The sequence below is a fragment of the Corynebacterium sp. MSK158 genome, assembly GCF_030229085.1.
Classification (GTDB): Bacteria; Actinomycetota; Actinomycetes; order Mycobacteriales; family Mycobacteriaceae; genus Corynebacterium.
Window position 1 is genome coordinate 1 of record NZ_JASPHJ010000016.1, and the last position, 26,127, is coordinate 26,127.

The following is a 26,127-nucleotide window of genomic DNA, read 5'->3' on the forward strand; positions in this document are numbered from 1 at the left end:
TGAACCCTGTCAAATCCTTGAACCAAGCCCGTACAAAATTCGCAAAGAAGTAACCTCCCGGCTACCTCGCGGCGACTTGGATTAATGTAGTCCAACCCCTCCAACAATGACAAATCCCCAGCACACAACGGAAACCGTTGGGCTGGGGACGTCGTTAAAAGAGCTCTTCTTCTTGAGTTCTTTCAATTGTGGCGCCGAGGCGCTGCAGGTTTTCTACAAAGTTGGGATATCCGCGGTCAATGTGGAAAACATCGTGGACCGTAGTGGTCTCATCCGCACATAGTGCAGAAAGTACGAGACCGGCACCCGCACGGATATCGGAACTCCACACGTGAGTAGAAGAGAGTCGTTCTTTACCGCGGACTACTACATGGTGGCCGTCAACCTGGGCGTCGGCACCCAAGCGCAGCATTTCATCCACAAACCGGAAACGGGATTCAAAGACATTCTCCGTAATGACGGTCGTTCCGTCCGCAATAGCAGAGATGCCAATAGCCATCGGCTGCAGGTCGGTGGGAAATCCCGGAAATGGGAGGGTCTGGTAGTCCACAGCCTGTGGTCGCTGGTCCATGCGCACGCGGAAACCATTCTCATAGGTCTCTAGTTCCGCGCCGGCGGACTTCAGCTTTTCTAGCGGCAGGTGCAGGTGGCGCGGGGAAATTCCACCCACGGTGATATCACCCTGGGTCATGGCTGCAGCATACGCCCACGTGCCTGCCACAATTCGGTCACCAATAACCTCATGCTGGGCGGGCTGCAGCTTATCGACGCCGCGGATGGTCACCACTGAGCTTCCCTCACCCTCGATGTCGGCACCCATGGACTTGAGCATGGTGCACAGATCGACGATTTCCGGCTCGCGAGCTGCATTATGGAGGACGGTTTCGCCTTCGGCGAGAACCGCAGCGGTAAGGATATTTTCGGTTGCGCCTACGGACGGGAAGTCTAGGCGGATATTCGCACCACGCAGGTGCGTAGCCTCTGCCACGACGGCACCATGCTCAATACGGGTGGTGGCGCCGAGCTTCTCTAAGCCGGTCTGGTGCATATCGAGCGGACGGGAGCCAATCGCGTCACCACCGGGCAACGCTACTTTTGCGTGGCCACAGCGTGACGTCAAAGGCCCGAGCACGCAGACGGATGCGCGGAATTGGCGGACCGCGTCGAAATCCGCGTTGGATTGCGGCTGTGCAGGGGTAGTAATCCGGACCTCAGAGCCCTCGATGACTACCTCGCAGCCGAGCCCCTCAAGAACCTTCTTCATGAGGGGGACGTCCAGAATTTCTGGGCAGTTGGTCAGCGTCGTAGTGCCCTCTGCCAGCAAGGATGCGGCCATGAGCTTCAAGACGCTATTTTTTGCGCCATCTACTTTAACGGTGCCCTCAAGGCGGCCACCGCCGGAAACAATAAACTGATCTTTCACAACTGCCTACGCTACCGGTTCTTAAGGCAACGCGCCGATGCGACGGGCGGCATTAACCGCCTCGTAGCGGGTATGCGCACCGAGTTTGCGCATTACCGAGCGCAAATAAGACTTCACGGTTTCTGCGCCGATCCCCATTTCCTCAGCTGCTTCTACGTTGGTGTGGCCTAGGGCCACACAAGAGAGCACGTCGAGCTCGCGGGCGGAGAGCTTGGTGGATTGCTTCACGCGCACCGGCGAGACCATCTGGTCACACAGCGTCTCTAGCTCCTTGCGCAGTTCTTCGTCTTCTACGCGGTTGGCCAACATGCGCAGCTTGGAGTGGGTGGAGCGGACCTGTTCCCACTCGGCACCGTTCATGACGTGGCCCCGAGCCGCTCCACCCTTGGACCCATCGGCACGTCGCATGGCGGAATTAACGGCCAAGTCTTGCTCGAGGGTGCGCGCGGTCATCGTCACTTCTTCAATGACCTTATCGCCCAAACGAACTGGGGAGTGCACGCCTACGTAGAGGACGCCGCGAATTTCGCGCTGCACCGTAACGGGCACGGCCACGATAGAGTGCAGGCCTTCGTCTTGGATCACGCGGTCGTTCTCGTGCGAAATGGTGGTGGCACGAGTGTAATCGGATACACCTACCGCGCGGCGAGTGCTGACCACTCGCCCACCTACACCGACGCCAGAGTCAATGATCAGATTCTGCAGTGCTGGGGTGCGTAGCCCCACCCACTGTGTAATCTGCAGGCGATTATCGGGCAGCAGCGTGGCGTACATCGTCACCGGAATACCTGTAGCGGTCTTCAGGGACGACAGGGCCGCGCGTACGGATTCTTCATCATCTTTGAGGCGATGCGACTCCATGAGACTCTTTCCTCGTCGGGGGTAACCAAGCAGGTGTACCCGTCCTCCCCCGGGAATCTGGGGATCAGCGGGCAACTGAGTGGAAGTATAGACAGCATGTGGGGGTAATTCGAAATCGCCCTCGCCTTATCCGGCGCTGCAATCCCACATGAAATGCCCGAATGCCCGGTCTAGAATTTATATACTGACTGGTCTACTTGTGTAGTGTACGCTTGCGTTGTACGCGATTTGAACCCAAATCTGATTCCCAAAGGAGTCCACAAAATGGCTGTCTACAACAACATCATGGAAACCATCGGCGGCACCCCACTGGTCCGCCTGAACCGCCTTACCGAGGGCAAGGGCGCTACCGTGCTTGCCAAGGTTGAGTCTTTTAACCCGGCAAATTCCGTCAAGGACCGTATCGGCAAGGCCATCGTTGAGGCCGCTGAAAGGTCCGGCCAGCTCAAGCCGGGCGGCACCATCGTGGAGGCCACCTCCGGCAATACCGGCATCGCCCTGGCGCTGGCTGGCGCCACCTTGGGCTACAAGGTCATTCTGACCATGCCGGAGACCATGTCCAATGAGCGCAAGGTGCTGCTGCGCGCTTACGGCGCAGAAATCGTACTGACCCCTGGTGCGGCTGGCATGCAGGGAGCCGTCGACAAGGCGAATGAAATCGTCGCCGAGACCGATAACGCCATCCTTGCCGCACAGTTCGCTAACGAGGCGAACCCGAAGATTCACGAGGAGACCACCGGCCCAGAGATTTGGGAAGACGCCGAGGGCAAGGTTGATGCCTTCGTTGCTGGCGTAGGCACCGGCGGCACCGCTACCGGTGTGGGCCGCTTCCTGAAGTCCAAGAACCCAGACCTGCACTTGGCTGCAGTTGAGCCGTCCGACTCCCCTGTCCTGTCTGAAGGCCACGCTGGCCCGCACAAGATTCAGGGCATCGGCGCTAACTTCGTTCCTGAGGTACTTGACCGCGAGCTTCTCGACGAAGTCTTTACCGCCACCACCGAGGAGTCCATCAAGGCATCCCGCGACCTGGCTACCCAGGAAGGCCTGCTGGTTGGCATCTCCGCCGGCGCCAACGTTTCCGCAGCTCTGAAGCTGGCGGAGCGCCCAGAGTTCGAGGGCAAGACCATCGTGGTTGTCCTGCCGGACTTTGGTGAGCGCTACGTCTCCACCATCCTCTTCGAGGACATCCGCGAAGCTTAAATTACTTCGCTTGAATAAAAGCACCCGCCAACCTTGGCGGGTGCCTTTTTTATGCCAGTACTATGTGGGCATGAACATTATGAGCTACATCCGTGAAGACTTAGCAAATGCAAGAGATCACGATCCGGCCGCACGCGGCGACGTCGAAAATGCAGTAGTGTACTCCGGTCTCCACGCGGTGTGGTCTCACCGCATTTCGCACTGGATGTGGAAGCGCGGGCTGCGCGGGCCCGCGCGCATCTTGGCGCAGATTAACCGCTTCTTTACCGGGGTGGAGATCCACCCAGGCGCAACTATCGGCCGCCGCTTCTTTATTGACCATGGCATGGGCATCGTCATTGGTGAAACCGCTGAGATTGGCGATGGCGTCATGCTCTACCACGGCGTCACCCTCGGCGGCCAGGTGCTTACCCAGACCAAGCGCCACCCCACCGTCGAAGACAATGTCACCATCGGTGCGGGCGCCAAGGTGCTCGGCCCCATTACGATCGGTGAAGGATCGGCTATTGGCGCCAATGCCGTGGTGACGAAGGATGTTCCCGCGGAGCATATCGCGGTGGGCATTCCGGCCAAGAACCGTCCGCGCAACCCGAATGAGCGCATCAAACTGGTCGACCCCGACTACTACATCTAAATTCTCTCCCAGCGGCTCACAGGCAACTGTGGGCCGCTTTTATATGCCCTCTGGGCGCAGCAGGTCGCGGTATTCGGGATTCTTTTCTATAAAGCGCGCCACGGCGGAGCAGGAAGCAATGACTTGCTTGCCGACGCCCCGGACGTCGTCAAGCGCGGCCTTAATCAGCGGCGCGGACAATCCTTGACCACGGAAAGCATCCTTGATGACCGTGTGGTTGAACTCGCGGGTCGTGTCTGCGTCTACATAGTGGCACGAGCCCGCCTCGACACCGTCCACGGTAAGGACGTAGCGGGACTTATCGGGCTGGTGTGCAATAGCGTGTTCCATGTGCCCATACTAAAGCAAAATGGCCCCTCTTACGAGGAGCCATTATTGTGGCCAGAGCCAGGATCGAACTGGCGACCCCACACTTTTCAGGCGTGTGCTCTACCGACTGAGCTATCTGGCCAGAAACCCGAAGGTTTCCGCGACCCTGACGGGACTTGAACCCGCGACCTCCGCCGTGACAGGGCGGCGCGCTAACCAACTGCGCCACAGGGCCATTTTTAATTATGTGTGTACTCTTGGGCACGGATAGATACTTTACAGAAGACTCCCAAGACTCACCAAATCAGCACGTCAGAACGCTATTTAGGCGATGAAAGCGGATCCTTTCCACCCAAGTTCATCTCGAAACGCTCATAGTCTTCCAGCGCGGAAAAATGCCGCGAATAGAGGTCACAATCTCGATCCACATGGCCGTAGAGGGTGGGTGCGACGTCGACAATGTGGCGCAGCCACAGGCCCTCATATTCTTGCTCATGGGCCCGTGCCTTGACCTTCCGGTTCGCCTCCTCATCCGAGTCCGCATAGACGAGAAAGAAGTCCTCACGGAAGAAGTTAGAATGCTCCGAACTTTGGGAGGCGAGTTCAAAGACAGCGATTCCGACGTATGGTTCCATGGCACCAGCCTAACAAAACCAAAAGCAGCAACCGCCGAAGCGATTGCTGCTCATTCTGCGACCTTGACGGGACTTGAACCCGCGACCTCCGCCGTGACAGGGCGGCGCGCTAACCAACTGCGCCACAAGGCCAATCGAATATTTAATTCGGCCCAACACTTTCATGTTGGTACCCCCAACGGGATTCGAACCCGTGCCGCTGCCGTGAAAGGGCAGTGTCCTAGGCCGCTAGACGATGGGGGCCCGTCGCGCTAAGGCGACTTCTAGAAATATACTGGAGACCTCACCTAGTTACAAAATCGCTCCCCCAGAAAGATTAGGAACCATGTCTGACCAGCATCAAACGTGCTCTTGCCACGAGCCGCACGTGCACGGATATAACGCGGATTCTAAGAGCAAGGATCGTTACCTCGCCAGGCTCAAGCGCATTGAGGGGCAGGCGCGCGGCATCCACCGCATGGTCGAAGAAGACCAATACTGCATCGACATCATTACCCAGATTTCGGCGGTAAAGTCGGCGCTGGAAAATGTCTCGCTAGCGCTCCTAGAAGACCATATTGAGCACTGTGTGGCCGGTGCCGCCGCCGAGGAGGGTGAGGTAGCCACCGAGAAGCTAGAAGAGGCCATGCGCGCCATTAAGAAGATGGTGAAAAACTAAAAGGAGCCACCCAAAAAGGTGGCTCCAGTTGTGGGCCCTGTGGGGATCGAACCCACGACCTGCGGATTAAAAGTCCGTAGCTCTACCAACTGAGCTAAAGGCCCAACGTCGCTCCAGTTTAGCTTGCGGTATTTGCAAAGTCCTAATTAGGGGGGCGTCGGCAAGCGAAAGGCGCCCAGCTCGCCACTGAGCGCCTGCCAAAGCGTGGCTACATTAGCCGCGCATATCGCCCTTCTCCATGAAGCGGACCTGGAAGTCAAAGGCGGTCTTCAAATCGTGTGGGGTGTGCTGGAACTTGTTTTCCTTGGCACGGTTGAAGTACTCCTCGAGCAACGGACGGTAGTCCGGGTGCGCCACAGAGATGACCTTCTCCACGCGCTCCTTTGGAGCCAGCCCGCGCAGGTCAGCAACGCCGTATTCAGTAATGATGACCATGGTGTCGTGCTCGGTGTGGTCCGTGTGGGATACGAATGGAACCAGCGCGGAAATGGCACCGTCCTTTGCCACGGACGGGGAAACGAAGGTGGAGATATAGGCGTTGCGGGTGAAGTCACCCGAGCCGCCGGTGCCGTTCATGATGCGGGAGCCGGATACGTTGGTGGAGTTGATGTTGCCGTAGATATCGGCCTCAATCATGCCATTGGAAGAAATCAGGCCGACGCGACGGATGACCTCTGGATGGTTAGAGACCTGCTGTGGGCGCAGAATAATGTGCTCGCGGTAGCGCTCTGCTTCCGCATTCATCTTCTCCGCGTAGTCCGGGGACAGCGCGAAGGAGGTAGCGGAAGCCATGGTCATCTTGCCCGCATCGATGAGATCGAGCATGCCATCCTGAATGACCTCGGTATAGGCCTGAATATTCTCAAACTTGGAATCCAAAAGGCCGGCCATCACGGCGTTGGGGACGTTGCCCACGCCGGATTGCATGATGAACTTGTCATACTCAAGGCGACCAGCGGCGACCTCCCCCTCGAGGAACTCGATGAAGTTGGCGGCGATTTTCTCGGAAACCTCGTCCGGTTCCTTGAATGGTGCGTTGCGGTCCGGGGCATCGGTCTTAACCACTGCAACAACCTTGTCCTCCGGCACCTCCATGTAGGTGGTACCGATGCGGTCGCCCGGCTTAGTGATAGGGATCGGCTGGCGATTAGGCAGCTTTTCAATGCGGTAGATATCGTGCATGCCCTCGAGGTTGATGGACTGCCACTCATTGATCTCGATGATGATCTTATCGGCAGCCTCGATGAACTCGAGGTTATTGCCCACCGCGGAGGACGGCACCACGTGGCCTTCTTCAGTGATCCGGACCGCCTCAATAATGGCCACCTGGAAGTCACCGTAGAAGCCCTCTTCTACCTGCTGGCCCGAGTGAGACAGGTGGATATCCTGGTAAAGCGCGGTGCCATCATTGAACTGCTTACGCAGCGTGGGATCGGAGTTATAAGGAGAGCGGAAGCGAATCGCCTCAGCTTCCGCCAGAACGCCATCGCAGTCCGGGGCGGTGGAAGCGCCGGAGAAGACGTCGATCTTAAATTCCTCGCCCTTTTCATGTAGAGCCTTGGCCTTCTCTGCAATGGCGGTGGGCAGGCCCTTGGGGTAGCCAGCACCGGTGAAGCCGGAAATGCCCACGCGGTCACCGTGGTTAACGTGCTGAGCAGCCTCTTCTGCAGAAACCACGAGCTTCTCAAATGGGGCGTACGCGATTCTCTCGGACAAGGGTAATCCTCCTTCATTAAGGGGCCAGCCAAAATAACGGCCGTTCTAATTAGTTACACAGCCCACATTAGCGAATCTTTGCAAGATTTCCACCACTTTTGTGTGACCCCTACCCCATAAAACAGAAATAGGGAACGGCGCCACTGTGGACCCGGTTGCTATTTTCCCCCGTTAACTAGCACAATTGGGGCGTGAATTTGCGCATTGGACACTACGATCTCTCCTCCCCCGTCATCCTCGCCCCGATGGCGGGGGTAACCAACGTTGCCTTCCGCACGTTGTGTCGCGAGCAGGAGTTGGCGCGCACCGGCACGGTGTCGGGCCTTTACGTCTGCGAGATGGTCACCGCCCGTGCACTGGTAGAGCGCAATGAAAAGACGCTGCACATGACCACCTTTGCGCCGCAGGAAGATCCTCGTTCCTTACAGATCTATACGGTAGATCCGGAATATACCTATAAAGCCGCGAAGATGATCGTCGACGAAAACCTCGCGGACCACATCGATATGAACTTTGGTTGCCCGGTTCCCAAGGTGACCCGCCGCGGCGGCGGTTCCGCGCTGCCTTATAAGCGACGCCTCTTTGGCAATATCGTCTCGGCTGCGGTCAAGGCCACAGAGGGCACCAATATCCCGGTCACGGTAAAGATGCGTGTGGGCATCGATGACGAGCACCATACGCATCTCGACGCCGGGCGCATCGCCGTCGAGTCCGGTGCCGCCGCCGTTACCCTGCACGGCCGTACCGCCGCTCAGCGCTACTCCGGTGAAGCACGATGGGACGAAATCGCGCGCCTCAAAGAGCATCTGGCAGATACCGGCGTACCAGTGCTGGGCAATGGCGATATCTTCCGTGCCGAGGATGCCCGCCGCATGATGGAACAAACCGGCTGCGACGGCGTGCAGGTAGGCCGCGGCTGCCTCGGCCGCCCGTGGCTCTTTGCCGAGCTCGGCGCCGCACTGCGCGGCGAGTCCATTCCGGCAGAGCCTACCCTGGGCGAGGTGACCCAGGTAATCCTCCGCCACGCGGAGCTACTGGCGGAGCACGATGGCGAGGACAATGCTTCCCGCGATATCCGCAAGCACATCGGTTGGTACCTGCGTGGTTTCCCGGTTGGTGGCCAGGTCCGCGCGGGCTTAGCCAAGGTCAATTCCCTCGATGCCTTGCGTGAGCTCCTTGCACCTTGGGCAGAGTCCGATGCCCTGGCTGCCGACGCCGACGGGGCCCGCGGCCGTCAGGGCTCGCCATCCAAGGTGGCATTGCCGGATGGTTGGCTCGACGATCCCGAGGATGATTGCGTTCCCGTTGCTGCGGACATTATGAATTCCGGCGGATAGCCTGACAGCAATATAAGAGCAGCTAAAGACATACAGGAATCGTGCATTTAAACCCTTCTTAAGTTGCGCAAAGACGAAAAGTTTTCGCTATTATCTTTGGCATGCGTGCCGCCTACAGGGAACACTTAGATAACTTCTCCCATGACCTCATCGTGATGTGCGATACCGTGCGCACCATCTTGGATAAGGCTTCGCAGGCACTACTGCAAGGCGCCTTGGACTCCGCGGAAGATGCCCTCACCATGACTGAGGAGCTAGACGAGATCCGCGTTAGGTGCTCTGAGCGTGCTGTAACACTTTTGGCGCTGGAAAACCCCATGGCGCAGGACCTCCGTCAGGTGGTCTCCTCGATTTATATCGTGGAGGATCTCTACCGCATGGGCCGGCTTTCCCAGCACATCGCAGACTCCGCGCGCCGCCGCCACCCTGACGCCGTGATACCGGCGAATTACATCGGCTACTTCGAGGAGATGTACCGCCTCACTGAAGAAATGGGGTCGGTGCTGCACGATATCCTCGTCACCCCTGATGCGGATTTGTCCGTCAACCTCCGTGCCGACGATGATGCAGTGGATGATATCAACTCCCATATTCTGCGCATCCTGACTCAGCGCGAATGGGAAGGCAGCGTGCGCGAAGCCGTTGAGACCTCACAAATTACGCGCTACTACGAGCGCTATGCGGACCACTGCGTCTCCGTGGCCGGCCACATCATCTATCTGACCACGGGTCTCTTGCCCAATGTCTACGCCAAGAAGCTAGAGGAGGACAAAAAGGACGCCGAATTTGAAGCACGGATGGCAGAACTCGAGCGTCAGTTTCGCCGTTAGACGGATTTAAGCGTCAAAGAAGGGGGCCGGTTCAAACCGGCCCCCTTTCTCTCGGACAATCTCTCTTACTCTTTAGCCAAAGCGGCCAGAGATGTAATCCTCGGTCTCCTTCTGAGAAGGATTCTCGAAGATCTTGGTGGTGTCGTCAAACTCCACCAGGTGGCCCGGCTTACCGGTTGCTTCTAGGGAGAAGAAGCCGGTCTTATCGGACACGCGGGCTGCCTGCTGCATGTTGTGGGTCACAATAACGATGGTGAAGTTTTCCTTCAGCTCATGGATGAGGTCCTCCACGGCGAGGGTGGAAATCGGGTCCAGTGCGGAACAAGGCTCGTCCATGAGCAATACCTCTGGCTCCACGGCGATAGCGCGGGCGATGCACAGACGCTGCTGCTGACCACCGGAGAGGCCACCGCCTGGCTTGTCCAAGCGATCCTTAACCTCATCCCACAGGTTGGCGCCACGCAGGGACTTCTCCGCAACTTCCTTGAGCTTCTTCTTGTTCTTTTCACCGGACAGCTTCAGGCCTGCCACCACATTGTCCTCGATGGACATCGTGGGAAATGGGTTTGCCTTCTGGAAGACCATGCCGATGGTGTTGCGTACGGATACCGGGTCAACCTTCGGTCCGTAGATATTGGTGCCATCCAGCAGGATTTCACCCTTCACGGAGGCGCCAGGGATAACCTCGTGCATACGGTTGATGGTGCGCAGCACGGTGGACTTACCACAGCCGGAAGGGCCGATGAATGCGGTCACGGCCTGGGCCGGGATCTGCATGTTCACGTTCTGCACGGCGTGGAAGTCGCCGTAAAAAATGTTCACGTCATTGAGCGCGAGCTTAGACATTTGGGAGTTTCTCCTCTAGCAAGTGTATGGCGGAATCGAGTGGTACGGCGTTTACTTCTTAACCGAGAACTTCGCGGAAACGATGCGGGCCGCAATGTTGAGGACGGCGATGAGGATAACCAGCGTCAACGCTGCTCCCCAGAGCTTGTCCAGTACGGCGGGCTGTGCGCCGGCCTTATACATATCCAGCATCATCAGCGGGAGCGAGGACTGAGAGCCCTTGAAGGCATCCCAGTTGATGACGGAGGAGGAACCAACCAAGACCAGCACCGGCGAGGACTCACCCATCACGCGAGCAATCGCCAGCATGATGCCGGTGACGATGCCGGACAGTGCGGTAGGCAGAACGATGCGGGCGATGGTCTTCCACTTCGGAACGCCGAGTGCGTAGGACGCCTCACGCAGATCCATGGGGACCACGCGTAGCATCTCTTCGGTATTGCGCACCACAATCGGAATCATCAGCAGCACCAGGGACAGCGCCACGGCGAAGCCGGAGCGGCCGAAGCCGAACAGAGTGATCCACATGGCGAAGATGAACAGGGCCGCAACGATGGAAGGCACACCGGACAGGATGTCCACCATGAAGGTGGTGATGCGGCCGAGCCAGCCGCCCTTGGAGTACTCCACCAAGTAGATGGCGGTAAAGATGCCGATCGGAATAGAGATAATGGAGGCCAGAATGGTCTGGACAAAGGTACCCACGATGGCGTGAGCGGCACCGCCACCAGAAGAGCTATTCATGATGCCGCGCTGGGAAGCGGTCCACCACTCAGGGTTGAGGATGACGCCACTGCCGCGGGCGATGAGTTCCCACAGAACCCATACCAGCGGAACCATGGCCAGAATCATTGCGCCCCAGACCACCGCGGTGGCGATGTTATTGGTCATCTTGCGGGAGCCGGAGATGTCCAGGAAGGTCGCGCCGCCTTGGGAGGCAGGCTTGGCATTAGTAGTCGTAGTCATTGATCCTCCCCTCCTTACTTACTCTTCACGATGGCGCGGGCGATTGCGTTGACCACGAAGGTCAGCAAGAACAGCATGAGGCCGGCGGCGATGTATGCACCAGCGCGCATCTCGTTACCGAACTCGGCAGATGCCAGGGCGATGGCCGTGGCGAAGGTCGTGCCGCCGTCGAAAAGCGAGAAGCGGAAGTCAATCAGCGGGGATACAACCATGTACAGCGCCATGGTCTCACCCAGTGCACGGCCCAGGCCGAGCATAGAGCCGGCGATGTAGCCGGACATGCCGAATGGCAGAACGGTCATGCGGATAACTTCCCAGCGGGTAGCGCCCAGAGCCAGGGCGGATTCCACCTGGCCTGGAGGGGTCTGCACGAAGACCTCGCGCGCGGTAGCAGCGATGATCGGCAGAATCATCACGGCAAGCACGATGCCACCAGTAAACAGGTTGCGGCCGGTTGCAAACGACGGCGAGTTATCGAAGACGTGGAACAGGAAGAAGTCACCCGCCCAGGATTCCATCCAGGAGTAGAAGCCGGACAGTGCCGGGCCAAGAACCTGCCAACCCCACAGGCCGTAAACGATGGACGGAACTGCAGCGAGCATGTCCACAAGGAAGCCGAGCGGCTTAACCAAGCGGGCAGGCGCGTAGTTGGACAGGAAGATAGCGATGGCCAGGGCCACCGGCATAGCCAGCAGGAGGGCGAAGACGGAGATGAGAACGGTGGTACCGAACATGGTCGGGATACCGAACTTCATCGCAGAGGTATCGGTGGTCTCCCATCGTCCGCCATAGGTGAAGAAGCCCATGATGCCGCCGTCGTTAACGCCTAGGGCGGGAACCGCACGCCACAGCAGGAAGGCGGCAATGGCGGCAATCATAACGGTGATGAGGGTTGCCGAAGCAGTGGACAGGAATTCGAAGATACGGTCACCCGGGCGCTTAACGCCGCTATTGGAGCTGGTGGTAGCTACCTCGTCGTGTCCGCTGTTGGAGACTCGCTCGGCAGAGGTGGCGTTTGCACCCGTCTGCTCTGGAGCCGTGGTGAGATTATTGTCTGCCATGAGACTGTTAATCATCCTTTTCAGCGTTAAAAATGGAAAATATCGTTACATACCTGCGCCCCCAAAGCGCGAATTGTGTGCGGCAGTGGGGGCGGGAGGTATTAAGCTTTTGCAGCTTTAGCGCTTACTGCAGAGCGTCAACAGCAGCCTTCAGCTTGTCCAGGTGAGCACCCTCGACCGGGATGAAGCCCTGCTCAGCCAGCTGGTCATCCTGGTGATCCAGGACGGTGGTGAAGAAGGACTTGACCAGCTTGGAGGTCTCCTCATCGTAGCCCTTGGAGCAAACGATGTTGTAGGTGGTCAGGATGAGCGGGTATGCACCCTCGTTGTCGGAGGAGAACAGTGCCTCGGAGTCAACAACCATGTTGTGCTCGGAGTCGGTCTTCTTGAACTCCAGGTTCTCCAGAGCCTTGTTGACGGACTCGGTGGACAGCTCAACCGGGCCGTGGCCGAAGTCGATCTTGGCCTTCTTGACGCCCTCGCCTTCCTTCTGGTCTGCGAAGCCGGCCTCGACGTAGGTGATAGCACCATCGATGCTTGCAACCTGGTCAGCAACGCCGGAGGAGCCGTTAGCACCCTCACCAACAGCGTCTGGGAACTGCTTGCCCTCGGAGTCCCAGTCACCGGTAGCGGCCTTCAGGAACTTCTGGAAGTTTGCGGAGGTACCGGACTCGTCAGAACGGAAGATGACGGTGATGTCCTTGTCCGGCAGGTCGGTGCCCTCGTTGTCAGCAGCGATGGCCTTGTCGTTCCACTTCTTGATTTCGCCCTTGAAGATCTTGCCCAGGGTTTCGGTGGAGAGGTTGATCTCGGTGTCACCCAGGTTGTAGGCAATTGCAACCGGACCGATGGTGGTTGGCAGGTGCCATGCCTCGTTGCCATCGCAACGCTTAGCGGCAGCCTCGACCTCACCCTCGTCTTCCTTCAGAGCGGAGTCAGAACCAGCGAAGTCAGCCTGGCCATTGGTGAAGGCCTCAACGCCGGCGCCGGAACCGGAAGCGTTGTAGGACAGGGAAGCGTCAGGGTGATCCTCGGAGAACGCGGTCTGGAAGTAGGACATTGCGTTCTGCTGGGAGGATGCGCCGTCGCCGACGAGCTCGCCGGAGACGTCCTCGCCGCCAGCGGAGTCGGAGGAGGAGCCAGACTCCTCAGAGCAAGCTACGAGAGCGGTGGAGGTTGCGGCTACGATGCCGAAGATTGCGGCAGTGCGCTTGAAGTTGCGAATCACGGGAAAACCCTTTCCGGTGCAGATCAGAGATTGATTGTCCGAGGAAACCGCATCTCCTAGAGAGATATTTCCTGCATCCCGCTCCGCCTTCTGGGGCGAGATGCAGGCGCACAGGTGCGGTTAACTCACAGGGTGTAAAGCTATCCGCAGGATCTGACCAAAAGGGTGCCAAGAGGTAAACACTGGGTGAACAAACGTCCTGCGCCCCATGACGTTAGTCACACACGCCCCATACGACGTGTTCTTCATCAACCTCAAAGCCTAGGCGCTCGTACGCCTTCAGCGCCGGATCATTATCCGCTTCTACATAAAGAATTACCCGCTGAGCTCCCTTTTCCACCATGCGGCGCAGGCCAATCTGCAGCAGCGGACCGCCCAACTTCTTACCGCGGTAACCTTCCGCCAAGCCCACCACGTAGACCTCACCGAAGCCCGGAGTTTCCTCCGCATGCCACTTGGTCCAGTGGAAGCCGGCCAGAGCCGGCTCATCTGCCGTATCCCACAGGAAAAGCAGGTCTGCGGGGTCGAACCAGTCTGCCTCCATGCCGCGATGCAGGCGATCGAGATCCCAGCCGGCCTGCTCGGGATGCCAGGAAAAGGCCTCGTTATTGACCTTGAGCCACTGCTCTTCCACAAAGTCCTTGCCCCACTTATCCACCGCCTCGGTGTAATTCAAGGCGGTCAGTGGCAAGCCTTCGGGGCGGGCGGCCGCTGCGAGCTCTTCTCCCCCGATACCCATGACCACCAGCTTGCGGGTGACCTGTAGGTCGCGGGAGTGCGCGAGCGCCTGTGCCGCCGGCAGGTTCCCGTGGGCCCAGGCGTGGAGGTTGGGGGTCTTAGCGGCGGCGTCGTAAAGCGCGGCACCATAGCCCTGCCCGCGGAAGTCGGGAGCAATGAATAGCTCGGCGGTGGACCCTTCCAAACCGGCTACGCCGCACGGTTCCTCCCCTACCCAGGCCACCAGGTGGCGGTGCTTCAAACGGGAATCATTAAGACCGTTGAGGTATTGCTCCGACAGCGGCGCCATCCCATCCTGGCGTTCAGCCTGCTCAGCCAGCGCTTCTACGCGGCGAGCCAGCTCCGGGGCGTCCGGCAGGTTTTCTTCCGTAATCTTAAAGGCATTGCTAGTCATAGGGCCCAGAATACGTAGGGTAAGAATGAAAGGGTGAGTGTTCTAAAGATTGACCGGCGCATCGTGCACGTCCTCCTCGTGGTGTGTGTGCTCCTTGCGGTCTGGGTGGCGGATGCCTGCGTGGCTATGCACACGGAACACAAGGTGGCGCAAGCCGTGAAAGCCAATTCGCGGCTAGATAATACGCCGGATGTCTTCATCGGCGGCACCCCCTACGTGTGGGCGGCGGCCTCGAAGGAAATCCCTTATCTCGAGGTCAAGGCGCTGGACGTGGAGGTGCCCAAGCTGGGCATGGTCAATGCTTCGACCGTACTGCGCGATATCACCGTCACCCCAGAACAGGTAATGAATGGAGATATTGAGGGCGCGCCCGTCTCCACCTACTCGCGCGGCATTTCCTTGGATGGTGTGGCGCTGGGCCGCCTATTGGGAATTACCGATCTCTCGATTGCCAACCCGGACGATATTTCCCCCTCCGGTGGCACCTCTGCAGAAGCAGAGCTAACGGGCACCCTGCCTGGCGACGCCCACAAGTCCACCGCCAAGGTCACCCTCCGCCTGGTTGGTCCGGAGTTTCGCATGCAGGTCTATGACACGGACGATGAGCGCCTGCAAAAGGCCTTTTCCCTCAACTTCGATACCCGGCAGCTACCGCTTCCGGCCCAAGCGACCGCGGTAAAGATGCAGGGCGGCACCATTTCCTTCGAGGTACAGCGCCGCAATATTAAGGTGCAGCTGGCCCAGCTCTCCCCGCTAGAGATTGAAGGCTCGGAGCAAAAAGCCGTGGAAGAGGCGGAAAAGAAGGCCGCCGATACCAAGCACCGGGTCGGCCCCGCGCCGCAGACTAGCGCAGACGAATAAAGTCCCGGAGAACTTCCTTCATCGTGCGCTGATGGGCCTCCCGCCTATCCTGCGGGGCGAATACCTCAATGGCATCCTTCACGGAGGCCAAGGTAACCGCGTCAAAGCGCCCCTCCGATTCTCCATCGGCTTGGAAGCGCTGCGGTTCGCGGCAGACTAGCTCTACCCGCATGGCGTCGTCGAAGGCCACCGTCTTTTCTTTGGTGAGCTTATTGAGCCATCCGCGCTTATCGGCACCGAAGAGGTGCAGCAGGCCGACGACGCCGCCGAGCCCGCTAAACTCCTCCAGCCCAAAGAGGGCAAGGCCCTCATCAAAGGAGTTGCGCGGATTTGTCACCACCGGCAGCGGGCCCAAGAATGTCCACGGATTGGTATTTGAGGTAAACATCAGCGGCACATCATTCTTGTGCAGCCGCTCGCCATCACTGGACTCGGCCGTCACCGCAATATGCGGTGGGTTCTTCCGCGCACGGCTCCAGGCCCGAATGGCGACGTTGAGGTAGCGCAGCGGGGTGGCGGCAAAACCTTGCTCGCGGGCACGATCCACTCGCGCCAACACGTCTGCGTCCAAACCGAAGCCAGCATTGACGGCAAACCACCGCTCGTTCCACGTTCCTAGGTAGATGGTGCGGCGCAGATCCCGGTCGAGCATGCGCGCCAGCACATGGGTAGCCTCCACCGGGGTGTTGGGAAATCCTAGGGCGCGCACAAAGACATTGGCGGAGCCGGTAGGAATTACGGCCAGCGCCGGAATGGACTGAGGATCGGGGCGCTGCTCATCAGCCGGGCCGAGTAGCCCGTTGACTACCTCGTTGACGGTTCCGTCCCCGCCCACGGCAATGATGACGTCATAGTCATCCCTCGTCATTCCCCTGACCATCTCTTCGGCGTGGCCAGGGTAATGCGTAAATTTCACTTTGAGGTGCAGGCCCTCTACCGCTTGTAGGCAGGGAACGATTTGGCGGAAGAGGGCGTTGGTTTGTGAGGTCGAGTTGGGATTCGAGATCATCAATGCATGCACGAGGCCCAAGTCTAGTAGTTAAAAAGGCGGGTGCACGACTAGGCTGGACGCCCATGAGCGAAAATAATAATGAAACCACCCCTGAAAACATCGAAACCACCGCGGCTTCCCACCCGGAGAATGATCCTGGAAAACTCAATGGCAACGATGCCGTGAACCAGGCTGCCGAGCAGTGGAAGGACGCCGCTAGCCGCAATATCCCCGCTCTCGAGCTGGGCGATACCCCGGTACCGGACGATACCGCGAACCTGCGCCAGGGCCCGTCGCTGCACGACGGCCTGCTGGGTCTACTCCCCCTTGTTGGCGTCTGGCAGGGCGAGGGCCAGGCCCACGATACGAAGGGTCAGGAGTACACCTTTGGCCAGCAGCTGGTCATCGCTCACGATGGCGAAAACTACCTGACCTTTAGCTCCCGTACCTGGAAGATCGATACCGAAGGCAAGCCGGAAGGCCCGTCTGTGCGCGAGACTGGCTTCTGGCGTATCTCGGAAAAGGATGAAATCGAGGTCACCTACACCTCTTCTACCGGCATCGTGGAAATCTTCTACGGCGAACCCTTCAATGACCGCGCATGGCAGCTGGAATCCGCCTCCACCATGGTCACGGAAACCGGTCCGAAGAACTTGGGCCCAGGCAAGCGCATGTACGGCCTCATGCCCAATAACAACCTGGGCTGGGTAGACGAGCGCATGGTTGATGGCGACATGCGCCCCTACATGTCCGCGGAGCTCACCCGCATCGCCGGCTAAGCCCCAAGAGCTGCATCAATAAGGTCTCGGATGACGTCCACGTTGTCCGGGGCCTTTAATTTTTTATCATTGAGCCTAGTTACGCGCGCGGCAACGCGCACCGAGGACACCAGCCACACCGAGTCCGCCTTTTCCAGATACTCCACGGTCAGCGGCTTGGCCTTGCAGCGATAGCCTTTCTCTTTGGCGTGGGCGAAGAGCGCCGCTTGCGTGGTGCCGGGCAGGATCCCGCGGCCGACCGCAGTGCGCAGTTTCTCGCCCTTGACGGCCACCACGGTTGAGGTCGCCCCCTCGAGGATTTCTCCGGTGTCCGGATCGGTGAGGATAAGGTCCTCGAAGCCCTTCTCCCGCGCCATGCGCAGCATCGCCATGGTGGCCGCGTAATTGAGTGTCTTGGCGGGCAATTCCTCCGCCACGTGCCACAGGCGCGGGCTCGTCATGACGGCGACACCGTGGGCGCGTTGCTCTAGCACCTTGTCCTCGATCGGCTGCACAACAACCCACGCGCTCGGCCGCCCCGTGGAGGCGCGCCCGCGGGTATAGGTCCACGTGCATTTAGCATCGCCTTGCTCGTCCCCGCAGAAGTCCGCGATGGCGAGCCGGGTGGCTTCTTCCCACTTGTCCATGGGCGGCTCCGGCAGGTTCATCGTGCGGGCTGAATCGCAGAAGCGCTGCGCGTGGCGCTGCAGGTTAGCGGCTTTGCCTCCGCGTACGAGCAGGGATTCAAAGATGCCATCGCCGCGGGTGACCGCGGCATCATCTGCGTAGATAAGAGGCAGCGCGGGCATGTGCCTGCGTACCGACCCTCCAAAGGGCTCCACAACGTAGATGACCGGCTCTTTTCGCGGCGAAAACTTCATACTTTTGATTATGCCCTACCATCGGTAGTTGTGAGTTATTCTTCGCCTCTTCTGCAGCGCGCCGGTGCCGCGGAGCACCAGGACGCGACCGTACTCGATGCCCAGGGCGTGGCCTGGCACTATGGCAATCCGCTGGGTGAGCAACGGGCCGCCGATGGCGGCACCATCGTCATTGACCGCTCCCAGCGCCGCGTCATTCGCGTGAGCGGCAAGGACGCCGCCGAGTTTCTAAATAATCTGCTTTCACAGAAGCTTGACGACGCCCCCGTGGGTTTCACCGCCGGCGCTCTCGACCTAGACATCCAAGGCCATATCCTCCACCACATGGATATCGTGCGGACCGACAATGCCTTTCTTATCGACGTCCCCGCGGCGCAATTCGACTCCCTCTTTAAGTTCCTCACCATGATGGTCTTTTGGTCCGAGGTAAACGTAGAGGAAGCCGATATCGCCATCCTCACTCTTCTGGGTGAGGCCGATGTTTCGCTTCCACCCATGGTGGAGTTTTCCCGCCAGGTTCAATGGACGGGAATTAAGCGCGTTGACCTTGGCATTCCGCGCGAATCCTTGGTCGAGGCAACGAAACACCTGGAGGAATCCGGTGCACGGCTAGCGGGGCTCATGGCGTTTACCGCCGAGCGCGTCCGCGCCCGCGAGCCGGAGCTGGCAGCGGATCTGGATAATAAGTCCATCCCCCACGAGGTGCCGCAGTGGATCAGCCGCAGCGTGGATAACCCGGCCCACGTTCACCTCAATAAGGGCTGCTACCGCGGCCAAGAAACGGTGGCGCGCGTAGAAAATCTGGGCCGCTCCCCTCGCCTATTGGTGCAGCTGCACCTCGACGGCTCCGCGCCACAACGTCCAAATGTGGGCGATGACATTACTTTCAATGGACGTAAGGTAGGCCGCATCGGCACGATTGTGGATGACTGCGATTTCGGCCCCATCGCCCTAGGTCTAGTGAAGCGCTCTGCGCTGGACGTCGGCGCCCTAGAAGCGGGCGATACCGCGGCGTCTATCGATCCCTCCTCCATCCCCGAGGATGAGGGCCCCAAGGCTGGGCGCGAGGCAGTAAACCGGCTGCGCGGGCGCTAAATCTCCCACTAGCTAGGGGGCGGTGCGGAATTTTTTCGTCACACAGGCTATTGTGTCTTACAGGAAGATACTCAATAGACAAGTCGATGGGGCGCCCAAGAATCCCTGGCGCGCCCTACTAACCCAAGGGGGTCATGCACATGGGACGCGGACGCGCAAAGGCAAAGCAGACCAAAGTTGCACGCCAGCTCAAGTACAACTCACCCGAGATGGATATCGAGTCCCTGCAACGGGAACTCGCCGCACAGCAAGAGGGTGACTCCCGCGATTATGAAGAGGATGACCCATACGCCGACTACGTCGACGAATGGGATGATGCCGACCGCGACGAACGCTAATCTTCCGCTCGCCGCCGGATAGCTCAAGGGCCCTAGGAAATCTCCTAGGGCCCTTCCTCATACCCTCCCCTGGCAGGGCGGCAGGCCCTGCTAGAAGTTTTGGTGCTCGCCGTGCATGACCACGCGCGGCTCCTCGCCGGAAGCGGAGCGGACGATGCCCAGCTCCCACGCATCGATGTGGCGTGCGGTAAGCATTGCCAGGGCACGGTCACGGTCTTCAGGATTGACTACGGCAATCATGCCGACACCCATGTTGAAGGTCTTCTCCATTTCTGCCATCTCGACCTTGCCCACCGAGGAGATGAGCTTGAAGATCTGGCCCGGGGTCCAGGTGGCGCGGTTAATATCGGCCGCTAGGCCTTCTGGAATGACGCGCTCGAGGTTGCCAGCCAGTCCACCACCGGTGACATGGCAGAAGGTGGATACGGAGCACTCGCTAGCCAAAGCCAGGCAGTCCTTGGCGTAAATGCGGGTGGGCTCCAGCAGCTCCTCGCCGAGGGGGCGGCCAAGCTCTTCCACGTGGCCGTCGAGTGGCATGCCAGCCTGCTCCAGCAGGACGTGGCGGGCCAGGGAGTAGCCATTGGAGTGTAGGCCGGAAGAGCCCATGGCGATGAGTACGTCGCCATCACGGACCTTGTCTGGGCCGAGTACCCCATCGGCCTCAACGACGCCGACCGCGGTGGCGGAGACATCGTATTCATTTTCTTCCATCATGCCGGGGTGCTCGGCGGTCTCGCCGCCCAGCAGCGCGGCGCCGGCCTGCACGCAGCCCTCGGCGATGCCCTTGACTACCTCGGCTACCTTTTCCGGCACGACCTTTCCCACGGCAATGTAGTCCTGCAGGAAGAGTGGCTCCGCGCCACACACAACGAGGTCGTCCACGCACATGGCGACGAGGTCGATGCCGATGGTGTCGTGCTTATCCATGGCCTGGGCCACGGCCAACTTGGTGCCGACGCCGTCGGAACCGGCGGCCAAGATGGGCTCCTTGTAATCGCCGAGCTTGAACAGGCCGGCAAAGCCGCCAAGACCGCCCAGAACCTCAGGGCGGGTGGCACGCTTAGCGTGCGGGGCGAAAAGTTCCACGGCACGGTCGCCCTCTTCGATGCTGACGCCGGCTGCTGCGTAAGTATTGTCACTCATGGTTTCAGGTGTCCTTTGTTATTCGGTGCCGAGCAGGGTGCGCACGGCGTCTGCATTGGAGTTTCCGGCGGGCAGGCCGAGTGGGTACTCGCCCGAGAAGCAGGCGGTACACAGCTCGGAACGGGGCTGCTCGGTGGCGGCCACCATCTCCTCGATAGAGACAAAGCCCAGGGAATCGGCGCCGATGGTGTCACAGATAGTGGCGCAGACGGTTTCCGGATCGTCGGAGGGGCTGGCGTTGGCGATCAGCTCGCCCGGGGAGGCGAAGTCGATGCCGTAGAAGCACGGCCACTTCACTGGCGGGGAGGCGATGCGCACGTGCACCTCGGCGGCGCCGGCCTCGCGCAGCATGCGGATGAGCGCGCGCTGGGTATTGCCGCGGACGATGGAATCATCCACCACGACGAGCTTCTTGCCGTTAATGACTTCACGCAGCGGGTTAAGCTTCAAGCGGATGCCCAGCTGGCGCAGGGTCTGGGTGGGCTGGATGAAGGTGCGGCCCACATAAGCGTTTTTGACCAAGCCGTGGGCGAAGGTGATGCCGGATTCGCGGGCATAGCCCACGGCGGCCGGGTTGCCGGATTCGGGAACCGGGATGACCAGGTCCGCGCCCTCGGCCGGGTATTCGCGGGCCAAGCGGCGGCCGATGTCCACGCGGGAGGCGTTGACGGAGCGGCCCTTGATATCGCTATCCGGGCGGGCCAAGTAGACGTACTCGAAGACACAGCCGTGGCGCTTGGCTGGCGCAAAGTTCACGGATCGGATGCCAGCCTCATCGATGGCGACGAGCTCGCCGGGTTCAATTTCGCGGATGAACTGAGCGCCGCAGATATCGAGCGCACAGGTCTCGGAGGCCACCACCCAGCCCTTGGCCAAGCGGCCGAGGACCAGCGGGCGCACGCCGTGCGGGTCGCGCGCGGCGTACATGGTGTGACCATCGGTAAAGGTCAGGCAAAATGCGCCCTTCACGCGCGGGAGCAAGTCACGGGCGGAGTCGAAGACGGAGGTGTCTTCATCTACGCCGTCGGCAAGCAGCATAGACAAGCACATGGAGTCAGATACGGACTCCTCGTGCGGCTTAATCAAGCCGCGCTGCACGGCCTCCTCGCGCAGCTCCAGGTAGTTGACCAGGTTGCCGTTGTGTCCAAGGGCGATGTCTACCCCGGTGGAGGAGGTAGAAAACATCGGCTGGACATTGGACCATTCCTTGCCGCCGGCGGTGGAATAGCGCGTGTGGCCCACCGCCACGTTTCCTTGGAGGGCAGACAGGGTGGACTCATCAAAGATATTGGCCACGAGGCCCATGTCCTTGAAGACGACGATGCGGTCATCATCGCCCACCGCAATGCCGGCAGCCTCCTGGCCACGGTGCTGCAGGGCGAAGAGACCAAAGTAGGTCAGCTTGGAGACTTCCTCCCCGGGAGCCCAAACGCCATAGACGCCGCACTCTTCGCGGGGCTCCTGCTCATTCTGATCGTCAAGATTGGTGATACTAGGAGTATGTACTTCTATCACGGCGTTTATATTAGCCTGTCGCGCCGCCGGAAACTAACGGAATAAGCGGCAACCACTGCGCAATTTCGCCTGCGCGGGAGCCGGAAGCATCGACGCGACCAGTGTTTACGGCCTCTTCCCAGTCCGCCAATCCGGTGGCAAGACGCAGCCAGGTTTCCGGGTCAGTCTCCACCACATTGGGTGGGGTGCCGCGGGTATGGCGGGGGCCTTCAATGCACTGCACCGCAACAAATGGGGGTACGCGCAGCTCCACGGAATGGCCCGGCGCGTCGGCCTCGAGGGTGCGGGCGGTGCGACGGACGGCGTCGGCAAGCAGGGCCCTACCAGGCTTATCGTGCTCCGCCGGGGCGGCAATCCAGTCTTTGATGGCCATGACGGCCGCGCGGGTGGCTGCGGGATCGACGGGCTTTTTCATAGCTACATCATAGCTACTGTTATCTTGTTGTTTATGTCACCTACGCCTTCCGTTGCGGAAAATCAGAAATCGCCGGCGCTGACGCTGCGCTTTATGGCATCGCCAACCGACGTCACCATGGCCGGCGCCACCGGCATCAGCGGCGGCCGCGTCCTGGAATGGATTGATAAGGCTGCCTATGCCTGCGCCGTGCAGTGGTCCGGCCAGTACTGCGTGACCGCATACGTGGGCCATATCCACTTCACCCGGCCGATCCCTTCCGGGCACATCGTGGAGGTTCGCTCCCGCATCGCCATGACCGGCCGTTCCTCCATGCACATCGTCAACGAAGTGCTCTCTGCCGACCCGCGCGAAGGCATTTTTACCCGCGCCTGCGATTGCCTGGTCATTTTCGTGGCTAAGGACCCAGCGACCGGCAAATCCACCCCTGTGCCTTCCTTTGTGCCGGAGACCGACGAGCAACGCCGCGTAGAAGAAGCCGCCAAGTCCCGCATTGAGCTGCGCCAGGCCATCGAGGAAGAGATGGAAAAGCAAACCTATGATGGGCCTTCCGACGCCCCGCGCATGGTCAACCGCTTCCTGGCCAAGCCCACCGACGTCAACTGGGGTGGCAAGGTCCACGGCGGCACCGCCATGCAGTGGATCGATGAGGCCGGTGCAGCTTGCACCATGGAGTGGTCCGCCGAGCGCACCGTGGCCGTCTACGCCGGCGGCATCCGCTTCTACAGGCCTATTTCCATCGGTGATCTCATCGAGGTCGACGCTCGCATGATGCGCACCGATACCCGCTCCATGCAGATGTCCATCCACGTCCGCTCCGGCAACCCTCGCGGCGGCCGCGATAACCTGCAGACCGCCATTCATGCCACCGTGGCCTATATCGCCCTGGACCACGATGGCCAGCCGCAGGTAGCCCGCCCCTTCCACCCGCATACCGAGGAAGACAAGCGCCTGGCCGAGCACGCCACCCTCCTGCGCGGGCTGCGCGCCAAGTACTCGCCGAAGCCGCTAGTGGTGGCGCCGTCGAATCAGCACATCGACTAGCCGCTCTCCCCTCGTTTCGGTGTTAGCAAGTCCATAATGGCAGCGGGCTCCCCGCCTTTCTGCGTTAGATGGACGTATATGCGGCCGACAATTCCCGCCGCCCGCTTTCGCCTCCCACACACAGAAACGAGGGACTATGCACACCTCAACAATGCGCCGCTCGGCCCGTGCCGGCCTTGCTCTAGTCGCTTCCGCTTGCCTTTTGGCTTCCTGCCAGAATCCGGATAGCCACCCAAAGGAGGAGACTTCGGCCGCGGCGCCCGAGTCCTCCGCGCCACACAGCGCGACCAGCGCCGCATCCGCAACCACGGAAGAAACCACCGAGGCCTCCACAGCGGAAAGCGAGGGCCCACACGCCACTGCCGAGGGCCACGTGGTGGTCCTTTCCACCGGCGGCACTATTGCCAGCACGCACGATAAAGCTGGTGCGGTGGTTCCCACCGTTACCGGCTCCAAGCTGGTGGAGCCCCTCTCCGGCACCTTTGACAAGGACAAGCTCACGCTAGAGGTCAAAGACATTGCCAAGTTGGATTCTTCCGCGATGACCTTGGACGATACCGATACCATTATCGAGGCCGTAAATAAGGAACTACAGCGCGATGATGTCGATGGCGTAGTGGTCACCCACGGCACCGATTCCATGGAAGAGACCGCCATCGCCGTCGATACCTTCCAAGACAGCGATAAGCCGGTAGCCCTTACCGGCGCGATGCGCCCCTTTGATGACCCGGATCCGGATGGTCCGGACAATTTGGCGCTCGCGGTCAAGACCGTAACTGACCCTTCCAGCAAGGGCCGTGGTACCTTCATTGCCTTTGCGAACCACGTCATCCCCGCCCGCGGCGCTTTTAAGTCCGATACGACCAAGGCCGATGGCTTTGCCAATAACAATGGCAAGAAGCAGCCTAAGCGCCCAAAGGCCCTGAAACATCAGCCGCTGGGCAATACCCGCGTCGATATCATCGCCGCCTACCCCGGCGCGCCTGCCGACCTTATCCAGCGCTCCTTGGACAGCGGCGCCGAAGGCATCGTGATTGAGGGAATGGGCGCCGGCAATATCGGCGATGAGCTAGCCCAAGCCGCTAAGGCCGCGGCCAAGAAGGTTCCGGTTGTGCTCACCACCCGCGTGGATCACGGTCCAGTGGAGGGCATCTACGGCGGTGCCGGTGGCGGTGCCACGCTTGCCGACGCCGGCGTTATCTCCTCCGGCACCCTGCGCGCTCCCCAAGCACGTATGCTTCTTGCCGCTGCAATCAGCACTGACACCGATCCCGCGGAGCTCTTCCCTGCTGCCGACTAAGCAGCCCCCTGAACCACGACCATCCACACCGCTACAAGGTGCACCACCGCCGCCGCGATGGTCGCGGTGTGGAAGTGCTCGTGGTAGCCGTAGTAGCGTGCGTTGCGGCCTGGCCACTTAAAGCCATAGACCAGCGCGCCGAGCGAGTAGACCACGCCGCCGGCGAAGAGCAGCCAGACGACGGCCGCGCCGGCTTGCGTCCACAGCGTGGGTAAAAGCGGCAGCACCAGCCAGCCCAGCGCTAGGTAGACCACCACGTCCAGCCAGCGCGGGTGGTTGATCCACACCAAGTTGAGCACCACGCCCAAGACGGCTCCACCCCAAGCGACTGCCAGCATCCACGCCGCTTGCACCGGCGAAAGCACAATAAGGCACAGCGGCGTATACGTTGCCGCAATGAACACCGAGATGGTCGCGTGGTCCGCCCGCCGCCACCATTGCACGGCACGCGCACTCGCCCACGGGTAGCGGTGGTAGAGCGCCGAGACCCCAAAGAGCCCCACCAGCCCCACTCCGTACACGGTCACACCTAGCCCCTGCCACCACTTCAGCGTCATCCACGCGAAGGTAATGAGCACGGTGGAGGCAATCACCGACAGCAATGCTGCAATCGCATGCCCCCAACCACGGCTTAGCGGCCTCGGTCCGCGGTCGGCCATCCAGTAAGTGCGCTGGACAAGGCCCGGCCCCGGCGTACTATTCGCATGAATCTGTGCCACGACGGCACTCCCCTTCTACTGACCCGCAACGGATAACTTACGATACCGTAAGTGTACGGGCGCAGGCAGAGGCCTTCAAGAAAAGATCCCTGAAGTTTGCCTACCGAAAGAAGGGGAAATTGGCCTGTGCACTTAGTACTTGTAGTGGGCGGCCGTTAAAGGGCCATCATTGATGGTGATTAAACACTGGTGTGAATTGGCCCAACGGGGTAGTTCCTTCGGTTCTACAGC

At 60.1% G+C, this 26,127-nt stretch carries 27 protein-coding genes and 5 tRNA genes; 11 read left to right on the forward strand and 21 right to left on the reverse strand.

Annotated elements, in window-relative coordinates; all coding sequences use genetic code 11:
* Positions 1-154 precede the first annotated feature (154 nt).
* Together murA and ramA are read right to left on the reverse strand one after the other, a co-directional pair.
* Complete coding sequence (gene murA / locus QP915_RS10465; protein ID WP_284769284.1) at positions 155-1,423, reverse strand: UDP-N-acetylglucosamine 1-carboxyvinyltransferase; 1,269 nt, start codon at positions 1,421-1,423, stop codon at positions 155-157.
* A gap of 21 nt (positions 1,424-1,444) precedes the next feature.
* Positions 1,445-2,284 carry an acetate metabolism transcriptional regulator RamA gene (gene ramA / locus QP915_RS10470; RefSeq protein ID WP_005325834.1) on the reverse strand — a complete coding sequence of 280 codons (840 nt, stop codon included), beginning with the start codon at positions 2,282-2,284 and terminating at the stop codon, positions 1,445-1,447.
* 264 nt (positions 2,285-2,548) lie between these two features.
* Between ramA and cysK the strand changes: the two genes are divergently transcribed.
* Both cysK and epsC read left to right on the forward strand, forming a co-directional pair.
* The gene (cysK, locus tag QP915_RS10475) at positions 2,549-3,484 is read left to right on the forward strand and encodes a cysteine synthase A (protein WP_284769285.1); all 936 of its coding nucleotides are present in this window, start codon (positions 2,549-2,551) and stop codon (positions 3,482-3,484) included.
* 70 nt (positions 3,485-3,554) lie between these two features.
* The gene (gene epsC / locus QP915_RS10480) at positions 3,555-4,118 is read left to right on the forward strand and encodes a serine O-acetyltransferase EpsC (protein ID WP_086589216.1); all 564 of its coding nucleotides are present in this window, start codon (positions 3,555-3,557) and stop codon (positions 4,116-4,118) included.
* Positions 4,119-4,157: 39 nt separating this feature from the next.
* Here the strand turns inward: epsC and QP915_RS10485 are convergent, their stop codons facing one another.
* From QP915_RS10485 to QP915_RS10510, 6 genes are all read right to left on the reverse strand, one after another.
* Positions 4,158-4,448 carry a GNAT family N-acetyltransferase gene (locus tag QP915_RS10485; protein ID WP_284767165.1) on the reverse strand — a complete coding sequence of 97 codons (291 nt, stop codon included), beginning with the start codon at positions 4,446-4,448 and terminating at the stop codon, positions 4,158-4,160.
* A gap of 48 nt (positions 4,449-4,496) precedes the next feature.
* A tRNA-Phe gene (locus tag QP915_RS10490) sits at positions 4,497-4,569 on the reverse strand.
* 19 nt (positions 4,570-4,588) lie between these two features.
* Positions 4,589-4,662: transfer RNA gene (locus QP915_RS10495), tRNA-Asp, on the reverse strand.
* Between the two features lie 85 nt (positions 4,663-4,747).
* Positions 4,748-5,062 carry a DUF4288 domain-containing protein gene (locus tag QP915_RS10500; RefSeq protein WP_284769286.1) on the reverse strand — a complete coding sequence of 105 codons (315 nt, stop codon included), beginning with the start codon at positions 5,060-5,062 and terminating at the stop codon, positions 4,748-4,750.
* A 58-nt stretch (positions 5,063-5,120) separates the two neighbouring features.
* Positions 5,121-5,194, reverse strand: a tRNA-Asp gene (locus tag QP915_RS10505).
* Between the two features lie 35 nt (positions 5,195-5,229).
* Positions 5,230-5,305 (reverse strand) — tRNA-Glu (locus QP915_RS10510).
* 82 nt (positions 5,306-5,387) lie between these two features.
* Here QP915_RS10510 and QP915_RS10515 point away from each other — a divergent pair.
* The gene (locus tag QP915_RS10515) at positions 5,388-5,720 is read left to right on the forward strand and encodes a metal-sensitive transcriptional regulator (RefSeq protein ID WP_239278183.1); all 333 of its coding nucleotides are present in this window, start codon (positions 5,388-5,390) and stop codon (positions 5,718-5,720) included.
* 31 nt (positions 5,721-5,751) lie between these two features.
* On the opposite strand, the gene QP915_RS10520 is transcribed toward QP915_RS10515, so the two are convergent.
* Together QP915_RS10520 and scpC are read right to left on the reverse strand one after the other, a co-directional pair.
* Positions 5,752-5,824 (reverse strand) — tRNA-Lys (locus QP915_RS10520).
* A gap of 109 nt (positions 5,825-5,933) precedes the next feature.
* A complete protein-coding gene (gene scpC, locus QP915_RS10525; RefSeq protein WP_284767167.1) occupies positions 5,934-7,436 on the reverse strand; it encodes a succinyl-CoA:acetate CoA-transferase ScpC in 1,503 nt (500 codons plus the stop codon).
* Positions 7,437-7,627: 191 nt separating this feature from the next.
* Here scpC and dusB point away from each other — a divergent pair, with 191 nt between their 5' ends.
* Positions 7,628-8,773, forward strand: coding sequence for a tRNA dihydrouridine synthase DusB (gene dusB / locus QP915_RS10530; RefSeq protein ID WP_239278186.1), 1,146 nt, complete (start codon positions 7,628-7,630; stop codon positions 8,771-8,773).
* A 101-nt stretch (positions 8,774-8,874) separates the two neighbouring features.
* Positions 8,875-9,603 carry a phosphate signaling complex protein PhoU gene (gene phoU, locus QP915_RS10535; protein ID WP_284769287.1) on the forward strand — a complete coding sequence of 243 codons (729 nt, stop codon included), beginning with the start codon at positions 8,875-8,877 and terminating at the stop codon, positions 9,601-9,603.
* 72 nt (positions 9,604-9,675) lie between these two features.
* Here phoU and pstB read toward each other — a convergent pair whose 3' ends face one another.
* The 5 genes from pstB to mshD form a co-directional block, all read right to left on the reverse strand.
* A complete protein-coding gene (gene pstB / locus QP915_RS10540) occupies positions 9,676-10,449 on the reverse strand; it encodes a phosphate ABC transporter ATP-binding protein PstB (protein WP_023019857.1) in 774 nt (257 codons plus the stop codon).
* Positions 10,450-10,500: 51 nt separating this feature from the next.
* Positions 10,501-11,415 carry a phosphate ABC transporter permease PstA gene (gene pstA / locus QP915_RS10545; protein ID WP_239273290.1) on the reverse strand — a complete coding sequence of 305 codons (915 nt, stop codon included), beginning with the start codon at positions 11,413-11,415 and terminating at the stop codon, positions 10,501-10,503.
* Positions 11,416-11,429: 14 nt separating this feature from the next.
* On the reverse strand, positions 11,430-12,476 hold the full coding sequence (gene pstC / locus QP915_RS10550; RefSeq protein ID WP_284769288.1) for a phosphate ABC transporter permease subunit PstC: 1,047 nt from the start codon (positions 12,474-12,476) through the stop codon (positions 11,430-11,432).
* Between the two features lie 124 nt (positions 12,477-12,600).
* Positions 12,601-13,704: a phosphate ABC transporter substrate-binding protein PstS gene (gene pstS / locus QP915_RS10555; RefSeq protein ID WP_284769289.1), complete on the reverse strand. Its 1,104-nt coding sequence runs from the start codon at positions 13,702-13,704 to the stop codon at positions 12,601-12,603.
* 214 nt (positions 13,705-13,918) lie between these two features.
* Positions 13,919-14,836, reverse strand: a complete 918-nt coding sequence (gene mshD / locus QP915_RS10560) for a mycothiol synthase (RefSeq protein WP_284769290.1) — start codon at positions 14,834-14,836, stop codon at positions 13,919-13,921.
* A gap of 33 nt (positions 14,837-14,869) precedes the next feature.
* On the opposite strand from mshD, the gene QP915_RS10565 reads away from it, so the two are divergent.
* Positions 14,870-15,697, forward strand: a complete 828-nt coding sequence (locus QP915_RS10565; RefSeq protein ID WP_239278190.1) for an LmeA family phospholipid-binding protein — start codon at positions 14,870-14,872, stop codon at positions 15,695-15,697.
* On the opposite strand, the gene QP915_RS10570 is transcribed toward QP915_RS10565, so the two are convergent.
* The gene (locus QP915_RS10570) at positions 15,681-16,718 is read right to left on the reverse strand and encodes a diacylglycerol/lipid kinase family protein (protein ID WP_284769291.1); all 1,038 of its coding nucleotides are present in this window, start codon (positions 16,716-16,718) and stop codon (positions 15,681-15,683) included. The two genes, QP915_RS10565 and QP915_RS10570, sit on opposite strands and share 17 nt — an antisense overlap.
* A 53-nt stretch (positions 16,719-16,771) precedes the next feature.
* Here QP915_RS10570 and QP915_RS10575 point away from each other — a divergent pair, with 53 nt between their 5' ends.
* Positions 16,772-17,467: a heme-binding beta-barrel domain-containing protein gene (locus QP915_RS10575; protein ID WP_284769292.1), complete on the forward strand. Its 696-nt coding sequence runs from the start codon at positions 16,772-16,774 to the stop codon at positions 17,465-17,467.
* Here the strand turns inward: QP915_RS10575 and QP915_RS10580 are convergent.
* Positions 17,464-18,327: an aminodeoxychorismate lyase gene (locus QP915_RS10580; protein ID WP_284769293.1), complete on the reverse strand. Its 864-nt coding sequence runs from the start codon at positions 18,325-18,327 to the stop codon at positions 17,464-17,466. The genes QP915_RS10575 and QP915_RS10580 overlap by 4 nt on opposite strands.
* Before the next feature lie 30 nt (positions 18,328-18,357).
* Here QP915_RS10580 and ygfZ point away from each other — a divergent pair, with 30 nt between their 5' ends.
* Both ygfZ and QP915_RS10590 read left to right on the forward strand, forming a co-directional pair.
* Complete coding sequence (gene ygfZ, locus QP915_RS10585; protein WP_284769294.1) at positions 18,358-19,422, forward strand: CAF17-like 4Fe-4S cluster assembly/insertion protein YgfZ; 1,065 nt, start codon at positions 18,358-18,360, stop codon at positions 19,420-19,422.
* A gap of 140 nt (positions 19,423-19,562) precedes the next feature.
* Positions 19,563-19,760 (forward strand): DUF3073 domain-containing protein, encoded by a 198-nt coding sequence (locus tag QP915_RS10590; RefSeq protein WP_193387586.1) that lies wholly within the window; start codon positions 19,563-19,565, stop codon positions 19,758-19,760.
* 90 nt (positions 19,761-19,850) lie between these two features.
* Here the strand turns inward: QP915_RS10590 and purM are convergent, their stop codons facing one another.
* Genes purM through QP915_RS10605 form a run of 3 tightly spaced genes read right to left on the reverse strand, consistent with a single transcriptional unit; the run spans position 19,851 to position 22,833 of the window.
* Complete coding sequence (purM, locus tag QP915_RS10595; RefSeq protein ID WP_284767177.1) at positions 19,851-20,903, reverse strand: phosphoribosylformylglycinamidine cyclo-ligase; 1,053 nt, start codon at positions 20,901-20,903, stop codon at positions 19,851-19,853.
* 18 nt (positions 20,904-20,921) lie between these two features.
* Positions 20,922-22,418 (reverse strand): amidophosphoribosyltransferase, encoded by a 1,497-nt coding sequence (gene purF, locus QP915_RS10600; protein ID WP_284769295.1) that lies wholly within the window; start codon positions 22,416-22,418, stop codon positions 20,922-20,924.
* Positions 22,419-22,428: 10 nt separating this feature from the next.
* Positions 22,429-22,833, reverse strand: coding sequence for a sterol carrier family protein (locus tag QP915_RS10605; RefSeq protein WP_086588954.1), 405 nt, complete (start codon positions 22,831-22,833; stop codon positions 22,429-22,431).
* A gap of 33 nt (positions 22,834-22,866) precedes the next feature.
* On the opposite strand from QP915_RS10605, the gene QP915_RS10610 reads away from it, so the two are divergent.
* Both QP915_RS10610 and QP915_RS10615 read left to right on the forward strand, forming a co-directional pair.
* Positions 22,867-23,877: an acyl-CoA thioesterase gene (locus QP915_RS10610; RefSeq protein WP_284769296.1), complete on the forward strand. Its 1,011-nt coding sequence runs from the start codon at positions 22,867-22,869 to the stop codon at positions 23,875-23,877.
* Positions 23,878-24,013: 136 nt separating this feature from the next.
* Entirely contained in the window at positions 24,014-25,177 is a 1,164-nt protein-coding gene (locus QP915_RS10615) for an asparaginase (RefSeq protein WP_284769297.1), read from the forward strand.
* On the opposite strand, the gene trhA is transcribed toward QP915_RS10615, so the two are convergent.
* Entirely contained in the window at positions 25,174-25,836 is a 663-nt protein-coding gene (trhA, locus tag QP915_RS10620; protein WP_284769305.1) for a PAQR family membrane homeostasis protein TrhA, read from the reverse strand. The genes QP915_RS10615 and trhA overlap by 4 nt on opposite strands.
* Between the last annotated feature and the right edge of the window lie 291 nt (positions 25,837-26,127).

Coding starts and splice junctions, on each gene's coding strand:
- pstB (WP_023019857.1), bottom strand. CDS start 10,449: ATGTCTAAGCTCGCGCTCAATGACGTGAACATTTTTTACGGCGACTTC.
- QP915_RS10580 (WP_284769293.1), bottom strand. CDS start 18,327: ATGAAGTTTTCGCCGCGAAAAGAGCCGGTCATCTACGTTGTGGAGCCC.
- pstC (WP_284769288.1), bottom strand. CDS start 12,476: ATGGCAGACAATAATCTCACCACGGCTCCAGAGCAGACGGGTGCAAAC.
- trhA (WP_284769305.1), bottom strand. CDS start 25,836: ATGGCCGACCGCGGACCGAGGCCGCTAAGCCGTGGTTGGGGGCATGCG.
- QP915_RS10605 (WP_086588954.1), bottom strand. CDS start 22,833: ATGAAAAAGCCCGTCGATCCCGCAGCCACCCGCGCGGCCGTCATGGCC.
- QP915_RS10485 (WP_284767165.1), bottom strand. CDS start 4,448: ATGGAACACGCTATTGCACACCAGCCCGATAAGTCCCGCTACGTCCTT.
- QP915_RS10590 (WP_193387586.1), top strand. CDS start 19,563: ATGGGACGCGGACGCGCAAAGGCAAAGCAGACCAAAGTTGCACGCCAG.
- QP915_RS10615 (WP_284769297.1), top strand. CDS start 24,014: ATGCACACCTCAACAATGCGCCGCTCGGCCCGTGCCGGCCTTGCTCTA.
- purM (WP_284767177.1), bottom strand. CDS start 20,903: ATGAGTGACAATACTTACGCAGCAGCCGGCGTCAGCATCGAAGAGGGC.
- epsC (WP_086589216.1), top strand. CDS start 3,555: ATGAACATTATGAGCTACATCCGTGAAGACTTAGCAAATGCAAGAGAT.
- ramA (WP_005325834.1), bottom strand. CDS start 2,284: ATGGAGTCGCATCGCCTCAAAGATGATGAAGAATCCGTACGCGCGGCC.
- QP915_RS10575 (WP_284769292.1), top strand. CDS start 16,772: ATGAGCGAAAATAATAATGAAACCACCCCTGAAAACATCGAAACCACC.
- QP915_RS10500 (WP_284769286.1), bottom strand. CDS start 5,062: ATGGAACCATACGTCGGAATCGCTGTCTTTGAACTCGCCTCCCAAAGT.
- phoU (WP_284769287.1), top strand. CDS start 8,875: ATGCGTGCCGCCTACAGGGAACACTTAGATAACTTCTCCCATGACCTC.
- pstA (WP_239273290.1), bottom strand. CDS start 11,415: ATGACTACGACTACTAATGCCAAGCCTGCCTCCCAAGGCGGCGCGACC.
- mshD (WP_284769290.1), bottom strand. CDS start 14,836: ATGACTAGCAATGCCTTTAAGATTACGGAAGAAAACCTGCCGGACGCC.
- QP915_RS10610 (WP_284769296.1), top strand. CDS start 22,867: ATGTCACCTACGCCTTCCGTTGCGGAAAATCAGAAATCGCCGGCGCTG.
- cysK (WP_284769285.1), top strand. CDS start 2,549: ATGGCTGTCTACAACAACATCATGGAAACCATCGGCGGCACCCCACTG.
- QP915_RS10515 (WP_239278183.1), top strand. CDS start 5,388: ATGTCTGACCAGCATCAAACGTGCTCTTGCCACGAGCCGCACGTGCAC.